The organism is Bacillus sp. FSL K6-3149 (assembly GCF_038630515.1).
Lineage (GTDB): Bacteria > Bacillota > Bacilli > Bacillales > Bacillaceae > Bacillus > Bacillus pumilus.
The window spans coordinates 195,885-212,638 of the sequence record NZ_CP152034.1 but is presented as its reverse complement, the minus strand read 5'-3'; the positions used below and the strand labels follow the sequence as shown (position 1 = coordinate 212,638).

Annotated in this window: 18 protein-coding genes; 10 read left to right on the top strand and 8 right to left on the bottom strand. The window is 41.7% G+C overall.

Annotated features, from left to right (window positions below):
- Window positions 1-40: 40 nt before the first annotated feature.
- From MHB83_RS01185 to MHB83_RS01170, 4 genes are read left to right on the top strand one after another with little or no spacing between them, the layout of a single operon-like run.
- Entirely contained in the window at window positions 41-910 is an 870-nt protein-coding gene (locus MHB83_RS01185) for a DUF4097 domain-containing protein (RefSeq protein ID WP_050944104.1), read from the top strand.
- A 30-nt stretch (window positions 911-940) separates the two neighbouring features.
- On the top strand, window positions 941-1,705 hold the full coding sequence (liaF, locus tag MHB83_RS01180) for a cell wall-active antibiotics response protein LiaF (RefSeq protein ID WP_034620120.1): 765 nt from the start codon (window positions 941-943) through the stop codon (window positions 1,703-1,705).
- Complete coding sequence (gene liaS, locus MHB83_RS01175; RefSeq protein ID WP_003212649.1) at window positions 1,702-2,766, top strand: two-component system sensor histidine kinase LiaS; 1,065 nt, start codon at window positions 1,702-1,704, stop codon at window positions 2,764-2,766. The genes liaF and liaS overlap by 4 nt, the downstream gene beginning before the upstream one ends.
- On the top strand, window positions 2,763-3,398 hold the full coding sequence (locus MHB83_RS01170; RefSeq protein WP_003213157.1) for a response regulator transcription factor: 636 nt from the start codon (window positions 2,763-2,765) through the stop codon (window positions 3,396-3,398). The genes liaS and MHB83_RS01170 overlap by 4 nt, the downstream gene beginning before the upstream one ends.
- A gap of 48 nt (window positions 3,399-3,446) precedes the next feature.
- On the opposite strand, the gene MHB83_RS01165 is transcribed toward MHB83_RS01170, so the two are convergent.
- Genes MHB83_RS01165 through MHB83_RS01150 form a run of 4 tightly spaced genes read right to left on the bottom strand, consistent with a single transcriptional unit; the run spans window position 3,447 to window position 7,476 of the window.
- Complete coding sequence (locus MHB83_RS01165; RefSeq protein WP_226804025.1) at window positions 3,447-3,815, bottom strand: hypothetical protein; 369 nt, start codon at window positions 3,813-3,815, stop codon at window positions 3,447-3,449.
- Window positions 3,816-3,852: 37 nt separating this feature from the next.
- Complete coding sequence (locus MHB83_RS01160) at window positions 3,853-4,974, bottom strand: Ger(x)C family spore germination protein (protein WP_050944103.1); 1,122 nt, start codon at window positions 4,972-4,974, stop codon at window positions 3,853-3,855.
- On the bottom strand, window positions 4,971-6,065 hold the full coding sequence (locus MHB83_RS01155; protein WP_106029297.1) for an endospore germination permease: 1,095 nt from the start codon (window positions 6,063-6,065) through the stop codon (window positions 4,971-4,973). The genes MHB83_RS01160 and MHB83_RS01155 overlap by 4 nt, the downstream gene beginning before the upstream one ends.
- Window positions 6,052-7,476 carry a spore germination protein gene (locus MHB83_RS01150; RefSeq protein ID WP_226804022.1) on the bottom strand — a complete coding sequence of 475 codons (1,425 nt, stop codon included), beginning with the start codon at window positions 7,474-7,476 and terminating at the stop codon, window positions 6,052-6,054. The genes MHB83_RS01155 and MHB83_RS01150 overlap by 14 nt, the downstream gene beginning before the upstream one ends.
- 114 nt (window positions 7,477-7,590) lie before the next feature.
- Between MHB83_RS01150 and MHB83_RS01145 the strand changes: the two genes are divergently transcribed.
- Together MHB83_RS01145 and fumC are read left to right on the top strand one after the other, a co-directional pair.
- On the top strand, window positions 7,591-7,758 hold the full coding sequence (locus MHB83_RS01145) for a YvzF family protein (RefSeq protein WP_003213147.1): 168 nt from the start codon (window positions 7,591-7,593) through the stop codon (window positions 7,756-7,758).
- An 88-nt stretch (window positions 7,759-7,846) separates the two neighbouring features.
- A complete protein-coding gene (fumC, locus tag MHB83_RS01140) occupies window positions 7,847-9,241 on the top strand; it encodes a class II fumarate hydratase (RefSeq protein WP_137054422.1) in 1,395 nt (464 codons plus the stop codon).
- 79 nt (window positions 9,242-9,320) lie between these two features.
- On the opposite strand, the gene MHB83_RS01135 is transcribed toward fumC, so the two are convergent.
- On the bottom strand, window positions 9,321-10,199 hold the full coding sequence (locus MHB83_RS01135) for a TetR/AcrR family transcriptional regulator (protein ID WP_050944099.1): 879 nt from the start codon (window positions 10,197-10,199) through the stop codon (window positions 9,321-9,323).
- Window positions 10,200-10,391: 192 nt separating this feature from the next.
- Between MHB83_RS01135 and spxO the strand changes: the two genes are divergently transcribed.
- Window positions 10,392-10,556: an anti-adapter protein SpxO gene (gene spxO, locus MHB83_RS01130; protein ID WP_003212782.1), complete on the top strand. Its 165-nt coding sequence runs from the start codon at window positions 10,392-10,394 to the stop codon at window positions 10,554-10,556.
- Window positions 10,557-10,576: 20 nt separating this feature from the next.
- On the opposite strand, the gene MHB83_RS01125 is transcribed toward spxO, so the two are convergent.
- The gene (locus tag MHB83_RS01125; RefSeq protein ID WP_106032222.1) at window positions 10,577-11,908 is read right to left on the bottom strand and encodes a HAMP domain-containing sensor histidine kinase; all 1,332 of its coding nucleotides are present in this window, start codon (window positions 11,906-11,908) and stop codon (window positions 10,577-10,579) included.
- Window positions 11,905-12,582, bottom strand: coding sequence for a response regulator transcription factor (locus MHB83_RS01120; protein WP_335355884.1), 678 nt, complete (start codon window positions 12,580-12,582; stop codon window positions 11,905-11,907). Before MHB83_RS01120 ends, MHB83_RS01125 begins: the two co-directional genes overlap by 4 nt.
- Before the next feature lie 336 nt (window positions 12,583-12,918).
- Between MHB83_RS01120 and MHB83_RS01115 the strand changes: the two genes are divergently transcribed.
- The gene (locus tag MHB83_RS01115) at window positions 12,919-14,289 is read left to right on the top strand and encodes a trypsin-like peptidase domain-containing protein (protein WP_050944096.1); all 1,371 of its coding nucleotides are present in this window, start codon (window positions 12,919-12,921) and stop codon (window positions 14,287-14,289) included.
- A 45-nt stretch (window positions 14,290-14,334) separates the two neighbouring features.
- Here the strand turns inward: MHB83_RS01115 and MHB83_RS01110 are convergent, their stop codons facing one another.
- Window positions 14,335-15,180: an oxidoreductase gene (locus MHB83_RS01110; protein ID WP_253622252.1), complete on the bottom strand. Its 846-nt coding sequence runs from the start codon at window positions 15,178-15,180 to the stop codon at window positions 14,335-14,337.
- A 111-nt stretch (window positions 15,181-15,291) separates the two neighbouring features.
- On the opposite strand from MHB83_RS01110, the gene MHB83_RS01105 reads away from it, so the two are divergent.
- Window positions 15,292-15,738, top strand: a complete 447-nt coding sequence (locus MHB83_RS01105; RefSeq protein ID WP_170965972.1) for a YusW family protein — start codon at window positions 15,292-15,294, stop codon at window positions 15,736-15,738.
- 148 nt (window positions 15,739-15,886) lie between these two features.
- Entirely contained in the window at window positions 15,887-16,717 is an 831-nt protein-coding gene (locus MHB83_RS01100; RefSeq protein ID WP_003213584.1) for an ABC transporter ATP-binding protein, read from the top strand.
- Window positions 16,718-16,754: the final 37 nt, after the last annotated feature.

Here is a 16,754-nt window from a genome sequence, read left to right as displayed (position 1 = left end):
CCTTATAATGAAAAGGTCAGAAGATAAAGGGATGGTATGAATGAAGCGATTAATTGGTCTAATTTGTATACTCGTAGGTGTCTTTTTAATGATTGGGATGCTTTTCAAAAACGAAAATCTCTTTCATTTGAGTTTCTCCCGTGAAAAACCAGTCACAACAGCTTCAGCGAAAAAAGATGAAATTGATCAATTAGATATTTCTCTTTCTGGATTTCGCGTGAAGGTAAAACCTGAAAATCGTTCCGATATTTCCGTGATGGTCGTAGGTGGAAAAGGGAAAATGTATGCGGAACAAACAGGCAGTACATTTAAAATCCGTGCTGAAAATAAAGGATTCTTGTTTTTCACTTCATTTGAAAAAGGAGAACTCTTAGTCAAAATGCCAACAGATTATCATAAAAATGTGAAGATTACGGGTGGAAGCGGGGTCAGTGAGATGGACGGCGAAGGGAAGCTGGCACTTGAAGATGTGATCCTCAAATCAACAAGCGGAAACCTCAATGCCGAGAATTTCTCAGCAAACAATGTCGAAATCAAAGCGACATCTGGCAGACTCTCTGTGTCTCACATCGATGCGAAAAATAGCGATATTGGAGCAACCTCAGGGCGTGCCGATATTAAAGATGTCAAAGGCGAAATGCAGCTAGAAATGACAAGTGGTAGATTGACGGCAAGTTTTGATACCATTGAATCACCTGTCTCTTTTCACATGACATCAGGCAGCGCAAAATTTAACCTGCCGGATGAAGGAGATTTTAATGTCCAAGTGAAAAAAACAAGTGGAAGTGTCGATCACACCTATCACTTTGATCAAGCAGATAGTGAAGGTCGAGGCTTTACAGGCACGCGGGGAAAAGGGACACACTTAGTCGATATTGAAATGACAAGCGGAAACTTAAAGCTGCGGTAATGAACGAAACAAAGGAAGGAGGCGAGTCAACTGCGTTTTTCAAGGAATCAAATTTTAGGCATCATTGTCGTGATTTTTGGTATTAATCTATTTCTCAAAATTATTGGGATCGGAGCCGATTTGTTTTGGCCTGTGTTTTTTGCGCTTGCGGGCTATTGGCTGCACTCAAGATCCAAACGTTGGCTCGGTTCAGTTTCCTATATTTTTGCCGGCTTTCTCTTTTTAAAATTCCTGCTCAATATTACGTTTAGTCTCACAGGATATTTATTTGCGGCCTTTTTGATATATGCCGGCTATCGCTTATTGAAAAACAAACCTGTTTTTGATGTCGATAAAAAGGAAGCACCGGAGAGCGATAAGCCTTCATTGAAAGTCAATCTTGAAAAAGAGGGCGAGCAAAAGAAAACAAAGAGCCAGACAAAGCCGCGCAAGGAGCATGACTTTTTTATCGGTGAAGTCAGGCTGATGAAAAAGCCGTTTCAATTAAGTGATTTGACGATTTCAGGGTTTATCGGGGATGTCAAAATCGACTTATCAAAGGCCATCATCGCAGAAGAAGAGAGCACGATCGTGATAAGCGGGCTCATCGGAGATGTGGATATTTTCGTACCGCAGGATATTGAAGTATGTGTGAGTGCATCAGCTGCCATTGGTGATATGAAAATTATTGATGAAAAAAGAAGCGGATTCGGCAGTAAAGTGTATGTGATGACAGACAATTACGATGAGAGCAAACGAAAAGTGAAAATCTCCATCTCTTTACTGATCGGAGATGTGGATGTGAGATACTTATGAGGAAACTCCATCTAGGTATCCAGTGGCAATCTATTCGTCTTGGAGTAGGGATCTCGCTTGGTGTTGTCATCATGACGATGCTGCCCATGTTTTTTTATTATCAGCTTGATCCGATGATTCTCCTCTCTACCCGCTGGTTTGGCATCCCGTTTTTTTGTATTTTACTGATCATTAGTCTTGCCATTGGGTTTTCTGCCTCACATGTATTTGGCTATCAGCATAAAAAGCGTCTTGATCAGCTTGTAGAGTCGATTTTAAAGTTTGAAAATGGGAACTTTGCATACAGACTGCCGTCTCTTGGCGACGATGAAATTGGCTTAGCGGCTGATCAATTAAATGAAATGGCGAAACGAGTGGAAGGTCAAGTAGCCTCTTTGCAAAAGCTCTCGAATGAGCGGGCAGAATGGCAGGTGCAAATGAAAAAGTCGGTCGTCTCAGAAGAACGTCAGCGTTTAGCACGAGAACTGCATGATGCGGTTAGCCAGCAGTTATTTGCGATCTCGATGATGACCTCTGCGATTCTTGAAGTCATGAAGGAAAAGGATGAAAAGATTTTAAAGCAAATGCGCCTAGTCGAACGAATGGCTGGCGATGCACAAAATGAAATGCGTGCGCTTTTGCTTCATCTCAGACCGATCACCCTTGAAGGAAAAGACTTGAAAAAGGGCTTGATTGAGCTCCTAAATGAATTTCAAGCAAAACAGCCGATTGATATTGATTGGGAAATAGAAGATGATGTTCCGCTCTCAAAAGGAGTAGAGGATCACCTCTTCCGAATTGTACAGGAAGCCCTGTCAAATGTATTCAGGCATGCAAAGGCGACAAAGGTGACGGTTCGTCTGCTCATTCGAAATCGGCAGGTGCAGCTGAAGATTATCGACAATGGGATCGGCTTTCAAACCGATCATGTGAAGACGGCCTCCTACGGACTGGAATCAATTCGTGAAAGAACAAGTGAAGTAGGCGGTGTCGCAGAGATTATGTCATTTGAGGGAAAAGGAACACAAATTGATGTGAAGGTTCCCATTTTTGATGAAGGAAAAGGAGAGAACGTTCGATGATTCGAGTGCTTTTAATCGACGATCACGAAATGGTGAGAATGGGGCTTGCTGCTTTTTTAGAGGCACAGGCTGATATTGAAGTCATTGGTGAAGCGTCAGATGGACAAAAAGGTGTAGAGCTCGCAGTTGAATTAAGGCCAGATGTCATTTTAATGGATCTTGTCATGGAAGGCATGGATGGCATCGAAGCAACGAAAAGAATTTGTCAGGAAATTGAAGATGCTCGAATTATCGTTCTGACGAGCTTTATTGACGATGATAAAGTTTATCCAGTGATTGAAGCAGGTGCTTTAAGTTATTTATTAAAAACATCCAAGGCAGGAGAAATTGCAGATGCCATTCGGTCTGCAAGTATCGGCGAACCAAGACTAGAATCAAAAGTAGCTGGAAAGGTGATGAATAAACTTCGTCATTCCTCAAATGGATCGATCCTTCATGATGCATTAACAGCAAGGGAAATGGAAATCTTGAAGCTGATTGCCGATGGGAAATCGAATAAGGTCATCGCTGAGGAACTATTTATTACAATTAAAACAGTGAAGACACATATTACGAACATTCTTTCCAAACTCGATGTAGAAGACCGGACGCAAGCGGCTGTGTATGCGCATCGTCATAAGCTGATCCAATAAAATAAAAAAAACAGCTTTCAAAAGAAAGCTGCTAGAACATGCGTAAATTTAGTCCTTCTGTCCTGTGATCGGACGTTCGGATAGTTGATGGAGCTCAGGAACTGGAAAAGCCTCCTGCTCCTCGGCCGATTTGTCTTCTAGGGCTTTCTTCATCTCGGATAATAGCTTTACGCTCTCCTTTGCCAATGCTGCCTTTTTCTCTTGCAAACCAATGATCTGTGAAAGTCCGACGAATATACCGCCTCCAACAAGAAGGAGCGCAGGGGTTTGTCCATAATAAATCACGATCAAAAATGTGCTCGAAAAGCTGTCGGCTTCAATGAAGAAATCTTCTTTTGATTGCAGGAATACAACGACTAACAGGAGTATTCCTAGAATCAAAAATAGAATGCCGGCCGAAAGTAAAGCTCGTTTCATGATTGACACCCTTTTTTTCTTACCATTTTAACATACTCTATAAGGATTGTGTTGCGCCCTTAGTCCCGAAGTCACGGATTTTCACATTTGCTTTGTAACGAATATCTGATTCACTAAAAATTTCATCCCAATGTTTTGCTTCTTTTCGAAAATCCTTCGGGTAGGCAATACTCGCCTTTTGATAGAACCCACAAATATCTGCTTTGATCTCGTGCTGTAATTCACCGATGAAATCTTTAACGCTTGTCTCTATTCGACGCTTGACAACGCCTTCAATTTCTCTGAGATACTTTTCATTAAAAGCGTTTTCACGTTCATTCCAATCCTCAGACAATCGTCCATCAAGTTCCACTGACACATCAAATTGATATTTTCCGCTGGCTGATTTATTGGTTTTAATATGGTGCTTGAGTTTGAAAATCTCAAAAGAGTAGATGCTGTGTTCATATTCAAATTCAATGACTCCACCCAGTCCGTCTCCAGTTAACAGATTGTATGACTGTACTGCTAACGGAGAGATATTGGTGAGAAATCGCTTATTCTTAATAATAGAGGCTCCATCGATCATTAATTTTCCTTGATCGACGCTGACTTTCGGAATAGCGAAAGATACATTGTTTTGCATGGCAGAAGAAATATCTCCTAATGAGCTAGTCTTAAACATGCGAATGGTCGATTTTCTATTCTCAGAAAGATCGTATAAGGTCGTAGAGGCTGGCTGTCCGTCGTCATTGATTTTCAGCATGTCTCCAGGATTCTTAGAGGTCATAAAGACGAGGCCCCCTCTCCTCGTTTCATTGTCTCGAATGAATTGATTAATGACGAGGTCGAAATCATTCTCATTGATGAGTTCCTCAGAAAACAAAAACACCCGTAGCTGCTGTGCGAAAATGCGATGGCTTTTCAGCGCCGTTGTGCGGAATATTTGATGCACAGAATCCCCGTTTGTTTCAATGATTTTCGTAGGGTCTTTGATGTTTGATTCCTGAGAGATCTTTTGAGGAACAAGGACTTGCATAGATACCTTTAATTTATTCCCTTGGTCCCCTTTGTCTACTGCAAATCCAATCGCCATGTTAAGCTCCTCAATATTTGTGCTATCCCAACAACCACTTAATAGAACCAGCGTCAAAAGAGCAACAGCTGCTTTTTTTTTCATGTTGTGTTCCGCCTCCTTTTGAAAAACACGATGATAAATAAGAGAAACGGGAGAATGCCGAACAGCAGGAAAAAGAGGTTGTTCACATAGGTTAAATAATTTCGCACTGTATCGACATCCTTTGGAAAAATCGCTGCAAAGTAAATGACAATTCCCATTAAAACAAGGACCACTTTTTTAGGAAACTTGGTCAGTTTAGACACCCCGATTGCAGCAAAAAATGTATATCCGACAAAGCTTGTATAAAGCTGAATCAGCCAAACGATAAGCAAAAAGGAGTCAATGCGTTCAATAAAAATCCCCTGAATATCAAATGATTGAAATAAGGCAATGGTCGGCCAAGTCAAAGTCGCCGTTTCTTTAACAGTCAGCGCACCAATCACCATCATATAAGTGAAAATATAAATAATCGCAGGAATCAAAAAGCCGACTGTCCCATAAGCAAAGGTGTGTTTTTGTGTGTTCAGATAAGCAGGCATAAACAGTATCATTTCAATGCCGACAAACGATATGGCAGATGCATTCAAGGAATTGAAGACAGGGGAGAACCCCTCTCCTAAAACGGGACGGAGGTTATCTAACTTAAATTCTTGGAGACTAAGCCCATAAGCGACAAATAAGATGATGAGCGTCACAATCAGTATAAAAGGGAAAAGCCGGGCTAAATCACCAATTCCGCCAATCACCAGATAAAACCCAACTACAATAAAGCTGATCATTGTCACGGCTACTGGCGTGTTTTGAAGCAGAAAGAATTTGACCATTTCCGACATCGCGCGTACTTCATAGCTGGCGACGCCAAGAAAATAAATAATAATCAAGAGATTGGCAAGAGCGCCCAGCCATTTCCCAAGCCCTTCGTTCGTATAATCATAATAAGAGGAGAAGGGGACTTTTTTCATCATCAGGACATTTGCAAAAATAAACACTATGTAAATGACACTCATAAGTAAGAGTGCAATCCAGCCGTCAGGTGTAGCCGCAGCCTGAGCCATCGATCTTGGCAGAATCATCATACTTGCGCCTAGTGTTGTATTTGCAATAATGGCACTTGCCTGATAGCTTGATATCGACTCTTTATGATTGACCATCTCGTTCTCCTTTCTGTTGATTTTTTAAGGGCAATCGAATAATGGAATTGTCCTCGTTTTTATAGCTGAACACAAAATCTGGTGAGAAATACGGTGTGCCAAAACTTTTTTGCCGTGTGAGATGAGTAAGGAGTACGAGCATAAACAGCACAATCCCGTATAAACCAAAGGTAGCCGCAGCAAACATGGACACAAAGCGGAGCACACGAAAGGACATGCCCATCCCGTATTGAGGAACAGTAAAGGACGCAAGGGCCATCACGCTGACGATAATCACCATGATCGAGCTCACAATATGAGCCTGAACGGCTGCCTGGCCAATAACAACCCCGCCAACAAGTCCGATCGTTTGACCGAGCGGGTTTGGCAGCCTTAAGCCGGCTTCCCGCAGGAGCTCAATCGTCATCTCCATGATGAGTGCCTCCACAATAGGCGGAAAGGGGACATTTTCTCTTGTACTTGAGATCGAAATAGCCAGAGTTGTTGGTAAAAGTCCTTGATGGAACGACACAAGCGCAATATAAATGGCTGATAAAAATAATGTCAGAAAGATCGAGGTAAACCGCAGCATACGAATGAGAGAGGCGGCGATCCATCTTTCATAATAATCATCAGGTGATTGCATAATCGTCGCGAGCGAAGCAGGTACAATTAACACAAAAGGTGAATGATCGACAAAAATGGCGACCCGGCCATTATTTAAAGCAGACGCGACTTTATCCGGCCGTTCTGTGTTTTGAATTTGCGGGAAAGGAGAGTACACATTGTCTTCAATGAGCTCCTCAAGAACACCAGAGTCCTGTATATCATCAATGGTGACTTGCTTGAGCCGTTTTTTTACCTCTTTTAAAACAGAGGTTTCAACGATACCGTCAATGTACATGATGGTCACTTGGGTGTATTTCTTTTCCCCGATCTTCATGTTTACTGTTTTGAGGTCAGGGTTTTTCAAGCGCTGTCGCACGAGAGCTAAGTTCGTGTTTAAATCTTCAATGAAGCCAACTTTCGGCCCTCTTACGACTGTTTCAGATGTAGAATCCCCTAAACTGCGTTTCTTCGTTCCATGCGTTTCTAAAATATACGCATGCTGAAATCCATTAATCAGCACCACGCAATGCCCTTCAAAAATCGCATCGACCAATTCTTCAGAGGTCTTCACCGAACGTGTCGTCATCATGGATAAATTAGCTTCCAACTTCTCTTTTGTAAGAGAGGTATGATCTTGGAGAAGCAGCTTTAAAAAGGTTTGAATCTCCATCTTTTCGTTCATTTCTTTTATGTATAAATAGTAAACAACCTGCCCGTGAGGCAGCGTTTTTTTCTCATGGACCAAATCATCCATTTCCTTTAATTGCGGGAGAATGACGGAGAGATTATCGTATAAGTGTTCTTTCAATGGAGTCTGATTCAAAAGGATCACCCGCCTCAAATAACTTTTTCTTAGCATTACCTGCTTGAAAAAACAATATTCTGTGTTACATTATTTTGTGGTAAAAGAAAGAATGAGGGTTTTGGAGGAAACAGGATGGCACAAATTCGTTTAGCAGGAACAAAAGAGGAGATTGACCGTATTCTACAGTCGTTTGACAAGCATTATGAAGTGACATATACATCAAAGGATTACGGAAAAACGAACCCAAAATACAAATATTCGAAAGATGTCCGCGTTTATATTGAACTAAAATTAAAATAAAGATAAAATTTTAATTGAAAACGCTTAAAGGATTTTCGTTTTTTGTATAGAATAGAGTTGAGTGTATAAAGCTATGGAGGGATACATAATGACAGAATTTAGAATCGAAAAAGATACAATGGGCGAAATCAAGGTGCCAAAGGACAAGTTCTGGGGTGCACAAACACAACGAAGCAAAGAAAATTTCAAAATCGGTTCTGAGAAAATGCCAAAGGAAGTTGTGAATGCGTTTGCAATTTTGAAACGTAGCACAGCGATTGCCAACGAACGTCTTGGCAACCTTGAGAGCGAAAAAGCAGAAGCAATTGCTGCTGTATGTGATGACATCATCAGCGGAAAGTATGACGAGCATTTCCCGCTTGTTGTATGGCAGACAGGTAGCGGGACACAAAGTAACATGAATATGAACGAAGTCGTTGCAAATAGAGCAACTGCTTACTTGAAAGATAAAAATAGTGAGTTCAGCATTCATCCGAATGATGACGTCAATCGTAGCCAAAGCTCAAATGACACATTCCCAACTGCTATGCACGTGGCAGCTGTTTTAGCTGTGTACAAAAAATTATTGCCTGCGATTGATCAATTAAGAGCGACTCTTGATGAGAAGGCAAAAGCATATCAAGAGATTGTTAAAATCGGTCGTACGCATTTGCAAGACGCAACTCCACTGACAGTAGGTCAAGAAATTAGCGGCTGGGTGTACATGCTGGACCGTTCAAAAGAAATGATTCTAGAATCAACTGAAAAAATGAGAGAGCTTGCGATTGGCGGAACAGCTGTTGGTACAGGAATTAACGCACATCCTGAGTTTGGCCAATATGTCGCTGAGGAAATCAGCAAGCTGACAGGTCAAAATTTCAATTCTTCACCAAACAAATTCCATGCGCTGACAAGCCATGATGAAATTACGTATGCACACGGTGCCCTAAAAGCACTTGCAGCTGATTTAATGAAAATTGCCAACGATGTGAGATGGCTGGCAAGTGGTCCTCGCTGCGGAATTGGTGAATTGATCATTCCTGAAAATGAGCCAGGAAGCTCCATTATGCCAGGTAAAGTCAACCCAACTCAAAGTGAAGCCTTAACAATGATCGCAGCACAAATCATGGGGAATGACGCAACAATCGGTTTTGCCGCGAGCCAAGGAAACTTTGAGCTGAACGTATTTAAGCCGGTCATCATCTATAACTTCTTGCAATCAGTTGAATTACTTGCTGACGGCATGAACTCATTCCATGACAAGTGTGCAGTTGGAATCGAACCAAACCTAGAAACAATCGAGAAAAACTTGAACGATTCATTGATGCTTGTGACGGCACTTAACCCGCACATCGGATATGAAAATGCAGCGAAAATTGCAAAGCTTGCTCACAAAGAAGGATTAACGTTAAAAGAAGCAGCACTTCAATTAGAGCTGTTAACAGAAGAGCAGTTTGAAGAGTTTGTGAAACCAGAAGAAATGGTGACACCGAAAGCAAAATAAAAACCAGGGGCGGCTGCCCTTGGTTTTTTTCATTGAACGTGATGTGGACAAAAATGAAACCCAGGTTCTGCCTTGGGTTCTACAAATGATCCTCTTTCAAAATACGCAAAAGTGACTCAGATACGGATTGGAGCGGTGCGAACAATTTCAGTTGATGCAGCATACCTTTCACGATGACTTGTCTAGGTTTTTGTTTGTTTAATTCATTTTCTAGAATGCCGAGTGCTTCAAATAAATCAGGCTCGTCTTTCACTTCATAGTGTGCTTCAGCTTGCTCTCTTAATTCTTTTAAAAGAGATTCTGTCAGCGGGTCGAATGACCGTTCATAAATAGGACCAAACCAATCGCTCGCTTGATCTACAGAGATGAGCGGAAGATCATGTCGCGCCATCATACCGCCCATCAAATCATCGATACGGTGAATCATCGTTGCGGCTAGCTCCTCAGCCTCCAGCTGAAAATCATATAAAATCGCAAGCTCGAAATAAACGTGGCTCATGCCCTCAATTGTCAAACAAAGATCAGCCATATAAGGAATCGCTGCATCTCCATATACCTGCTTAATGTTATCAATGTGAAGCTGAATGGTGGCAAGTCTGATTTGTTTTGCGAGCTGCTGCGTTTCTTCATTCATTGGCAGTGCTCGATCGCTCAGCTGCATTTTAATAAAATCCTTTTGCTGCAAAATATTATCGTAGTAGACAGTAAGCTGCTTGCGGTAGGCTTCCTTTGGTGTGCCGCCCTCTGTTTGAACCTCGTGGATCCGGGTAAATACCTTATCGTAATAGTAATGTAAGATTGAAATGAGCAGTGCTTCCTTTGATTTAAAATAAAGATAAAAAGCACCCTTTGACATGTGGCATTCATCCGCAATTTCCTGAACAGACGTTGTATTGTAGCCTTTACTGGCAAACAATTTCATGCCAGCCTCAATGATCATTTTCTCTTTCTTTTTCAATATGAATGTCATCCTTTCTTACCGAGAGACAAATGTCTTAGGAAACGTGCGCAAAGAGATGTGACTTATCGGTCATAAACGACGAAAGTTTTCAAAAATTAATCAGATTGTAACTTGTTTTTTACAGTGTAATTCTTTATATTATAAAGTAAGGTGACCAACTGGTCAAAAAATGTGAAAGGATGATGTTCCATGAGAGAAATCGATGATATGATAAGACGCTTGCGAACAAAAGGAATTCAAGTAGAAAAAGTCAAAATGCCGAAAGAGACAACCATTGAAAAGAAATGGATGTATCAAGCTGGCAAGAAAATCAAAGCCACATACCGTGATTTCAATGGGTATTCATTCATCTAAAAAAGACTGCGGTCAAAAACCTACAGTCTCTTCTTTGGTACCGTGATCGTATAACGTACACCTAGATCATCATTTTCAATTGATATAGACGCTTGATGCATGGAGAGAATTTTTTTGACAATGCTTAATCCAATACCGAATTCGCCCTTTTTTCCCTTACTAAAAGGTTCGTATAGGCTGGATAGCATATGTTCTTCAATTGGAGGACCGTCATTACGAATGACAATGCGTATTTGATCCTCTTCCTGTTTCATTTGAATATCAATTTTCCTTTTTGCGTAGCGAAGTTGATTTTCTAGGACATTTTCAAATAATTTGCTCCATTGTTCTGGATCGCCTTCAAGAGCAGCCTCATCATCTAAGTCCACGTTCCACTGTAATTCATTTTTCGACCAGCGTATTCGGTCGACCACTTCCAGCATCGTATTACTGAGTAGGAAGGAAGCATGTGCAGGGTGTTGATTTGATAAATAATCAAGCTTTGTTAAGTACAGCAAATCCTTGATTTTCTTCTCAAGCTTTTCCGCTTCACCTTCAATGACTTCCACTGTTTGTTCAAGATCTCCCTTAGGAAAAATACCATCTTTAATCGACTGCGTATAGCCGCGGATGACCATGACAGGTGTCTTTAAGTCATGTGATATATTTTGCAAAAGAGTCCGTTCTGTTTCATCCTTTTGAATGAGTTTTTGTCTCATTTCTTCAATGGTATGACCAAGCTTTCCAATTTCATCTTGCCGGTCAACGATGACAGGATCGTCCCAGTCCTCTTGTGCAATCCGCTTCACGTGTTTTTCAAACGCAACGATTGGACGGGATAAGTAGCGGGCAAGCCAAATCGATGGAATCCAGCTTAATAAAATAACGGTGCCCAAGATAAAGATCAGCTGTTTAAACAGCGTAAAGGACAGGTCATCTCGATAAGAGTCTGGCGCATAAGACAAAAGAATATATTGTGTATTGCCTGTTGATACTTTTTTGATGACAAAAAAGATGTGCTGGCCATTCACCTCTTCAGAATAGCGTTTCGTTGCGCTTTTTTGTTTTTTCACAAAGGCTTGGATTTTCTCAATAAAGGCGTGCGGGAAAAACTGCCCCATTTGGTTTAATTCATCTGACGGAATCAGAATGTGTTGCACCGAGCGGTTTTCCGGTGTCGACTTTGGCGAGCCGTCTCGGTTCAACGGATATTCTGTGAGCACCTGCTGTTCATTTTCGATATTTTTATAAATTTCATTCGTGAAAAAATTTCGTAATGTATTGGAAAATAGGATGATCAGAACAATCGAGATGGTGAGCAAAATACCAGAGATGACGATCCAAATTTGAAAAGCGAGTGGTTTGTTCTTCATCCTTTTAGCATCCTATAGCCAAATCCATAGATGGTCTCGACCTTTAAGTCGGGCATTTTTTTGCGTAATCGTCTGACAAGGTCATCGACCACACGATCTGTCCCGAAGTAATCGTGTCCCCAAATTTTGATGAGGATATCTTCACGAGAAAAAGCATGTCCTTGATGATGTGTAAATAAAAGCAGCAAGTCAAATTCCTTAGAAGTTAAGTTAATCAGCTGATCTCCTTCATACACCTCTCTTATATCCTCATGAATGACATATGAGGAGACGGGTGTGACACTTTGCTGCTGCGGAGTATCGCTGTTTTTGTACACAAGCTCAAGCAGCTTTTGCACCCGAATGATCAGCTCGCGCGGAAGAAATGGCTTCGCAATATAGTCACTGCTTCCTAGCTCTAAACCGAGGACACGATCGATATCTGCGTCGCGTGCTGAAATGAAAATGACCGGTACGTTAGGTGATGCGGCTTTGATTTCTTTAATCAGTGTGTAGCCATCTGTATCAGGCAGCATGATATCTAAAATCCATAGATGCGGCGGCTTATTCATTGCTTCGCGTGCCGCTTCTCCGGTTAAAAAAGAGGAGACATTCCAATTTTCACTTTCTAAATATTTGGTTAAAAGTTCGTTTAAGTTTTGTTCATCTTCCACTAAATAAATGGTGTACGACAAAGTCTTCCACATCCTCTCAACGTCATTATAACGGGATACAAAGGCGGCATGTCAATAATCACATGCTTTTTTCACAATTTCACATATTCTTCTCATTATTATCCCATAATGTTTGTTTATGATAAGCTCAAGGGAAAAAAGGGCATAGACAAAAGGCAGATCAATAGGTGCTTTTCACGAATGTGCGCACCTTGCTTTTTTTCTATGAATAAGTATTATATAATTTGACATATTGTCATGTAGTATCTTCAATGATGTTGCCATTAAGAGGACATGAGTCCGATCTACACATATGAATCAAGCAAGTCATGAACATGATGTAAAGGAGTGTAAGCGATGGATTTCCGAAGAGAAGATGAAGAGAAGAAGTTGAATCAACAAGAAGATGTACATCAAGAGAATGAGAAACAAATAGACGAACCTGAAAAAGAAAAGGAACTCGTTTTTCAACCTCATGAAAACGAAGCTTCTGCCACTCAGGAGAGTGTGACAAACCATTCTCCTCAAATGGGGGATGACCGTGTGTCGAAAAAGGAGAAAAAGCGGAAAGCAGCATGGCTCAGTCCGATCCTTGGAGGAATTATTGGCGGAGGCCTTGTGCTTGGCATTACACCGCTTTTGCCGCAGTCACAGAACACAGCAGCAAACACTCAAACGCAAACAGCGTCAAGTGAACCGGCAGCCTCTGAAAATTTCTCAACAAAACAAATCACCAATGCCACGAATGTTTCTGATATGGTAGAAGATTTAGAGCCAACCATTGTGGGAGTCTCAAACTATCAATCTACCCAAAATTCGTTTGGCCTTAGCGGTGATTCAACAGAAGCTGAAGCTGGAACGGGTTCTGGTGTCATCTTTAAAAAGGATGGGAAAAAAGCGTACATTATTACAAATAACCACGTAGTCGAGGGCGCCAATAAATTGAAGGTCACACTTTATGACGGAAAAACAAAAGACGCGAAGCTTGTCGGCAGTGACGTGATGACAGATTTAGCTGTTGTCGAAATCAATGCAGACGGCATTGATAAAGTGGCGAGCTTTGGTGATTCTTCTAAGCTCCGTGCTGGAGACAAAGTGATTGCAATTGGGAACCCGCTTGGTGCCCAGTTCTCTGGTACTGTGACAGAAGGGATTATTAGTGGTCTTGATCGTACAGTTGAAGCGAACACATCATCTGGTACGGTGGAAATGAATGTACTGCAAACAGATGCAGCGATCAATCCAGGAAACAGCGGTGGACCGCTTATCAATACAGATGGTCAAGTCATTGGTATCAATAGCTTAAAAATTAGCGAAAGCGGTGTGGAATCACTCGGCTTTGCGATTCCAAGTAACGATGTCAAACCGATTGTAGATGAGCTGTTGAAAAACGGAAAGGTTGAACGTCCTTACCTTGGCGTACAAATGATTGACCTTGAGCAAGTGCCTGAAACGTATCAAGAAAATACGCTCGGCCTATTTGATAAACAAATCGGCAAAGGGATTTACGTAAAGGATGTATCAAAAGGATCACCTGCACAAAAAGCAGGCTTGAAGTCTGGCGATGTCATCATCAAGTTTAAAGGGAAAAACGTGGCGAACAGCTCTCAGCTGAAAGAAATTTTGTACAAAGAAACAAAAGTCGGCGATAAAACGACAATGACTGTTATTCGTGAAGGGAAAAACAAGAACCTAGACATTACCCTTGGACAGTCTGAAACAGAATAAATGAAAAAACAGGTGGACGTTAAAGGTCTACCTGTTTTTTTATGCTTATTTTTTTGAAGAGAGTGTACGTAATATGATCTTTTCCCACATGCTCCAAGGCAGGAGCTGCTTTGCTGTGAATGAAAGCCGCACTCCTTTCCCAATCGGATATCTCAGCTTTTTCAGCCGCTTCTTCTCGGCTAATCGAATCACAAGCTCTGCGACTTCACGCGGGTCCCCGTAGTTTGATTTCTGGGCATTGATATGAGCCATCATTTTTTGATAGAGGGGTATGTATTTCGAGCCTTCCTCTGGCTGCAACATGTGCTCGTTCATAGACGTGTTCCAAATATTCGTTTGGAAAGAGCCTGGCTCGATCAGGGCTGCCTGTATACCGAACGATGCCAGTTCAATGCGCAAGCTCTCTGTGTAGCCCTCTAAAGCAAACTTGGAGGATACATAAGGAGAAAGTGCGGGCATTCCCATTAATCCGCTGATGCTGCTCATATTGAATATCTTTGCACCATTTGTCATCAGCGGAAGGACGGCTTGTGTCACTTCCATGACTCCGAAAACATTGACATCAAATTGCTGGCGGTACGTGTCAACAGGAACCTCTTCAGCAAAACCCGCATAGGCTGTTCCAGCATTGTTGACAAGCAAGGTAATGGGGGCGTAAGTATGCAACTTTTTCTGAAATGCTTGAATTGACTGCGTGTCTGTCACATCTAATGCTTCAATATGTATCGCTTCGGCTAACGAGGCTTGCTCGATTTCTTCAGCAAGCTTTTTCGCATTGGCTTCCTGCCTGACACCTGCAATCACTGTATAGCCTTGCTTGGCGAGCCCTATCGTGATGAGCTTGCCAAAGCCGCTATTGGCACCAGTTACAATGGCTGTCCTTTTCATCATCTCGTACCTCCTTTTTGTTTCAATTTACCATAGCCCGCTCTTTTATTGAATAACGAAAAGAAGGATGGAGAAGAATAAAAAGCGATGATAAGAAATAGGAGGAAGCGCATGATGTGTTGGAAGAAGGCGGGACAAATAGGAGTGCTGCTTTTTATGCTGTCTGGCTGCCAATCGATTGAGCCGCTCCAGCAAACAAAGGAAGCGGAAGCAGAGAGTCTCTCAGCGGTTCAAATGAAGGAACTTCCATTTGAGCATCTCCACCTGCATGTTCAATACGGGCAGAAAAGCGAATTATACGAAGCCACCTATCGTCAGGCGAAAGGAAAAGAAGAAGCACTGATTCGTGATCATATGAACGGTGTCCGCTATGAAGGTGAAGAAGCTTTACGCGAGATGAAGATGAAGCTAAATGATATGTCGATTCCTAGTGCGAAGATCAATGAAACGTATGTCAATGAGCTATTAGCTGCTTTTAATTTAGACGATGATTATCAGCGAATTCAGGTCGATATGAAGCTTGAAGATGGGACCAAACGTACATTCCAAAAGAAGAAGTAAAACGGAACTTTCTCATTTTTTAATTGAAAATGATTTTCAAAATCACTTAAATCTGATACACTAAATTGAGATAAGTGATCTTTTGCGTCTATATATAGACGATATTTTATATAAAAAATTTGCATGAGAAAAGGAGCGTTTGAGCGGAATGAGTGCCATTTCTACTGAAGGTTTAAGCTTAGGCTACGGAGAAACAATGATCATAGATGAACTAAATGTATCGATCCCTAAGGGTGAAATCACAGTATTTATTGGCAGCAATGGATGCGGTAAATCCACGCTACTTCGCTCTTTGGCCCGTCTCATGAAGCCAATGGGTGGGTCTGTCCTGCTTGAAGGTCATTCCATTGCCAAATTACCAACAAAGGAAGTAGCGAAACAGCTCGCTATTCTTCCGCAAGGACCAGAAGCGCCAGAAGGATTAACCGTGCATCAGCTAGTGAAGCAAGGCAGATATCCTTATCAAAATTGGCTGAAGCAGTGGTCAAAGCAAGACGAAGAAGCAGTGAATCGTGCACTGAAGTCAACAAAGATGGAAGACCTCGCTGATCGAACGGTCGATTCATTATCAGGTGGACAAAGGCAGCGTGCATGGATTGCGATGACGTTAGCGCAGGAGACGGATATCATTTTGTTAGATGAGCCGACGACGTATTTAGATATGACGCATCAAATTGAAATTCTCGACCTTCTGTTTGACTTAAATGAAAAAGAGCAGCGCACGATCGTCATGGTACTTCATGACCTGAATCTCGCATGTAGATATGCTCATCACCTTGTAGCGATTAAAGACAAGACGATTTATGCAGAAGGAAGACCAGAAACGGTCATTAATTGTGATCTTGTGAAAAATGTTTTCGATATGAACTGCCAAGTGACAACAGATCCTTTATTCGGAACTCCATTATGTATTCCGCACGGCAGAGGACGCTGTATTGTGCAGCAAGCGCAAGCGGAGACATTTCTCGCTGCAAGATAATTGTATGTCAAAAGCCTGACATCTGTTACGTACAGAG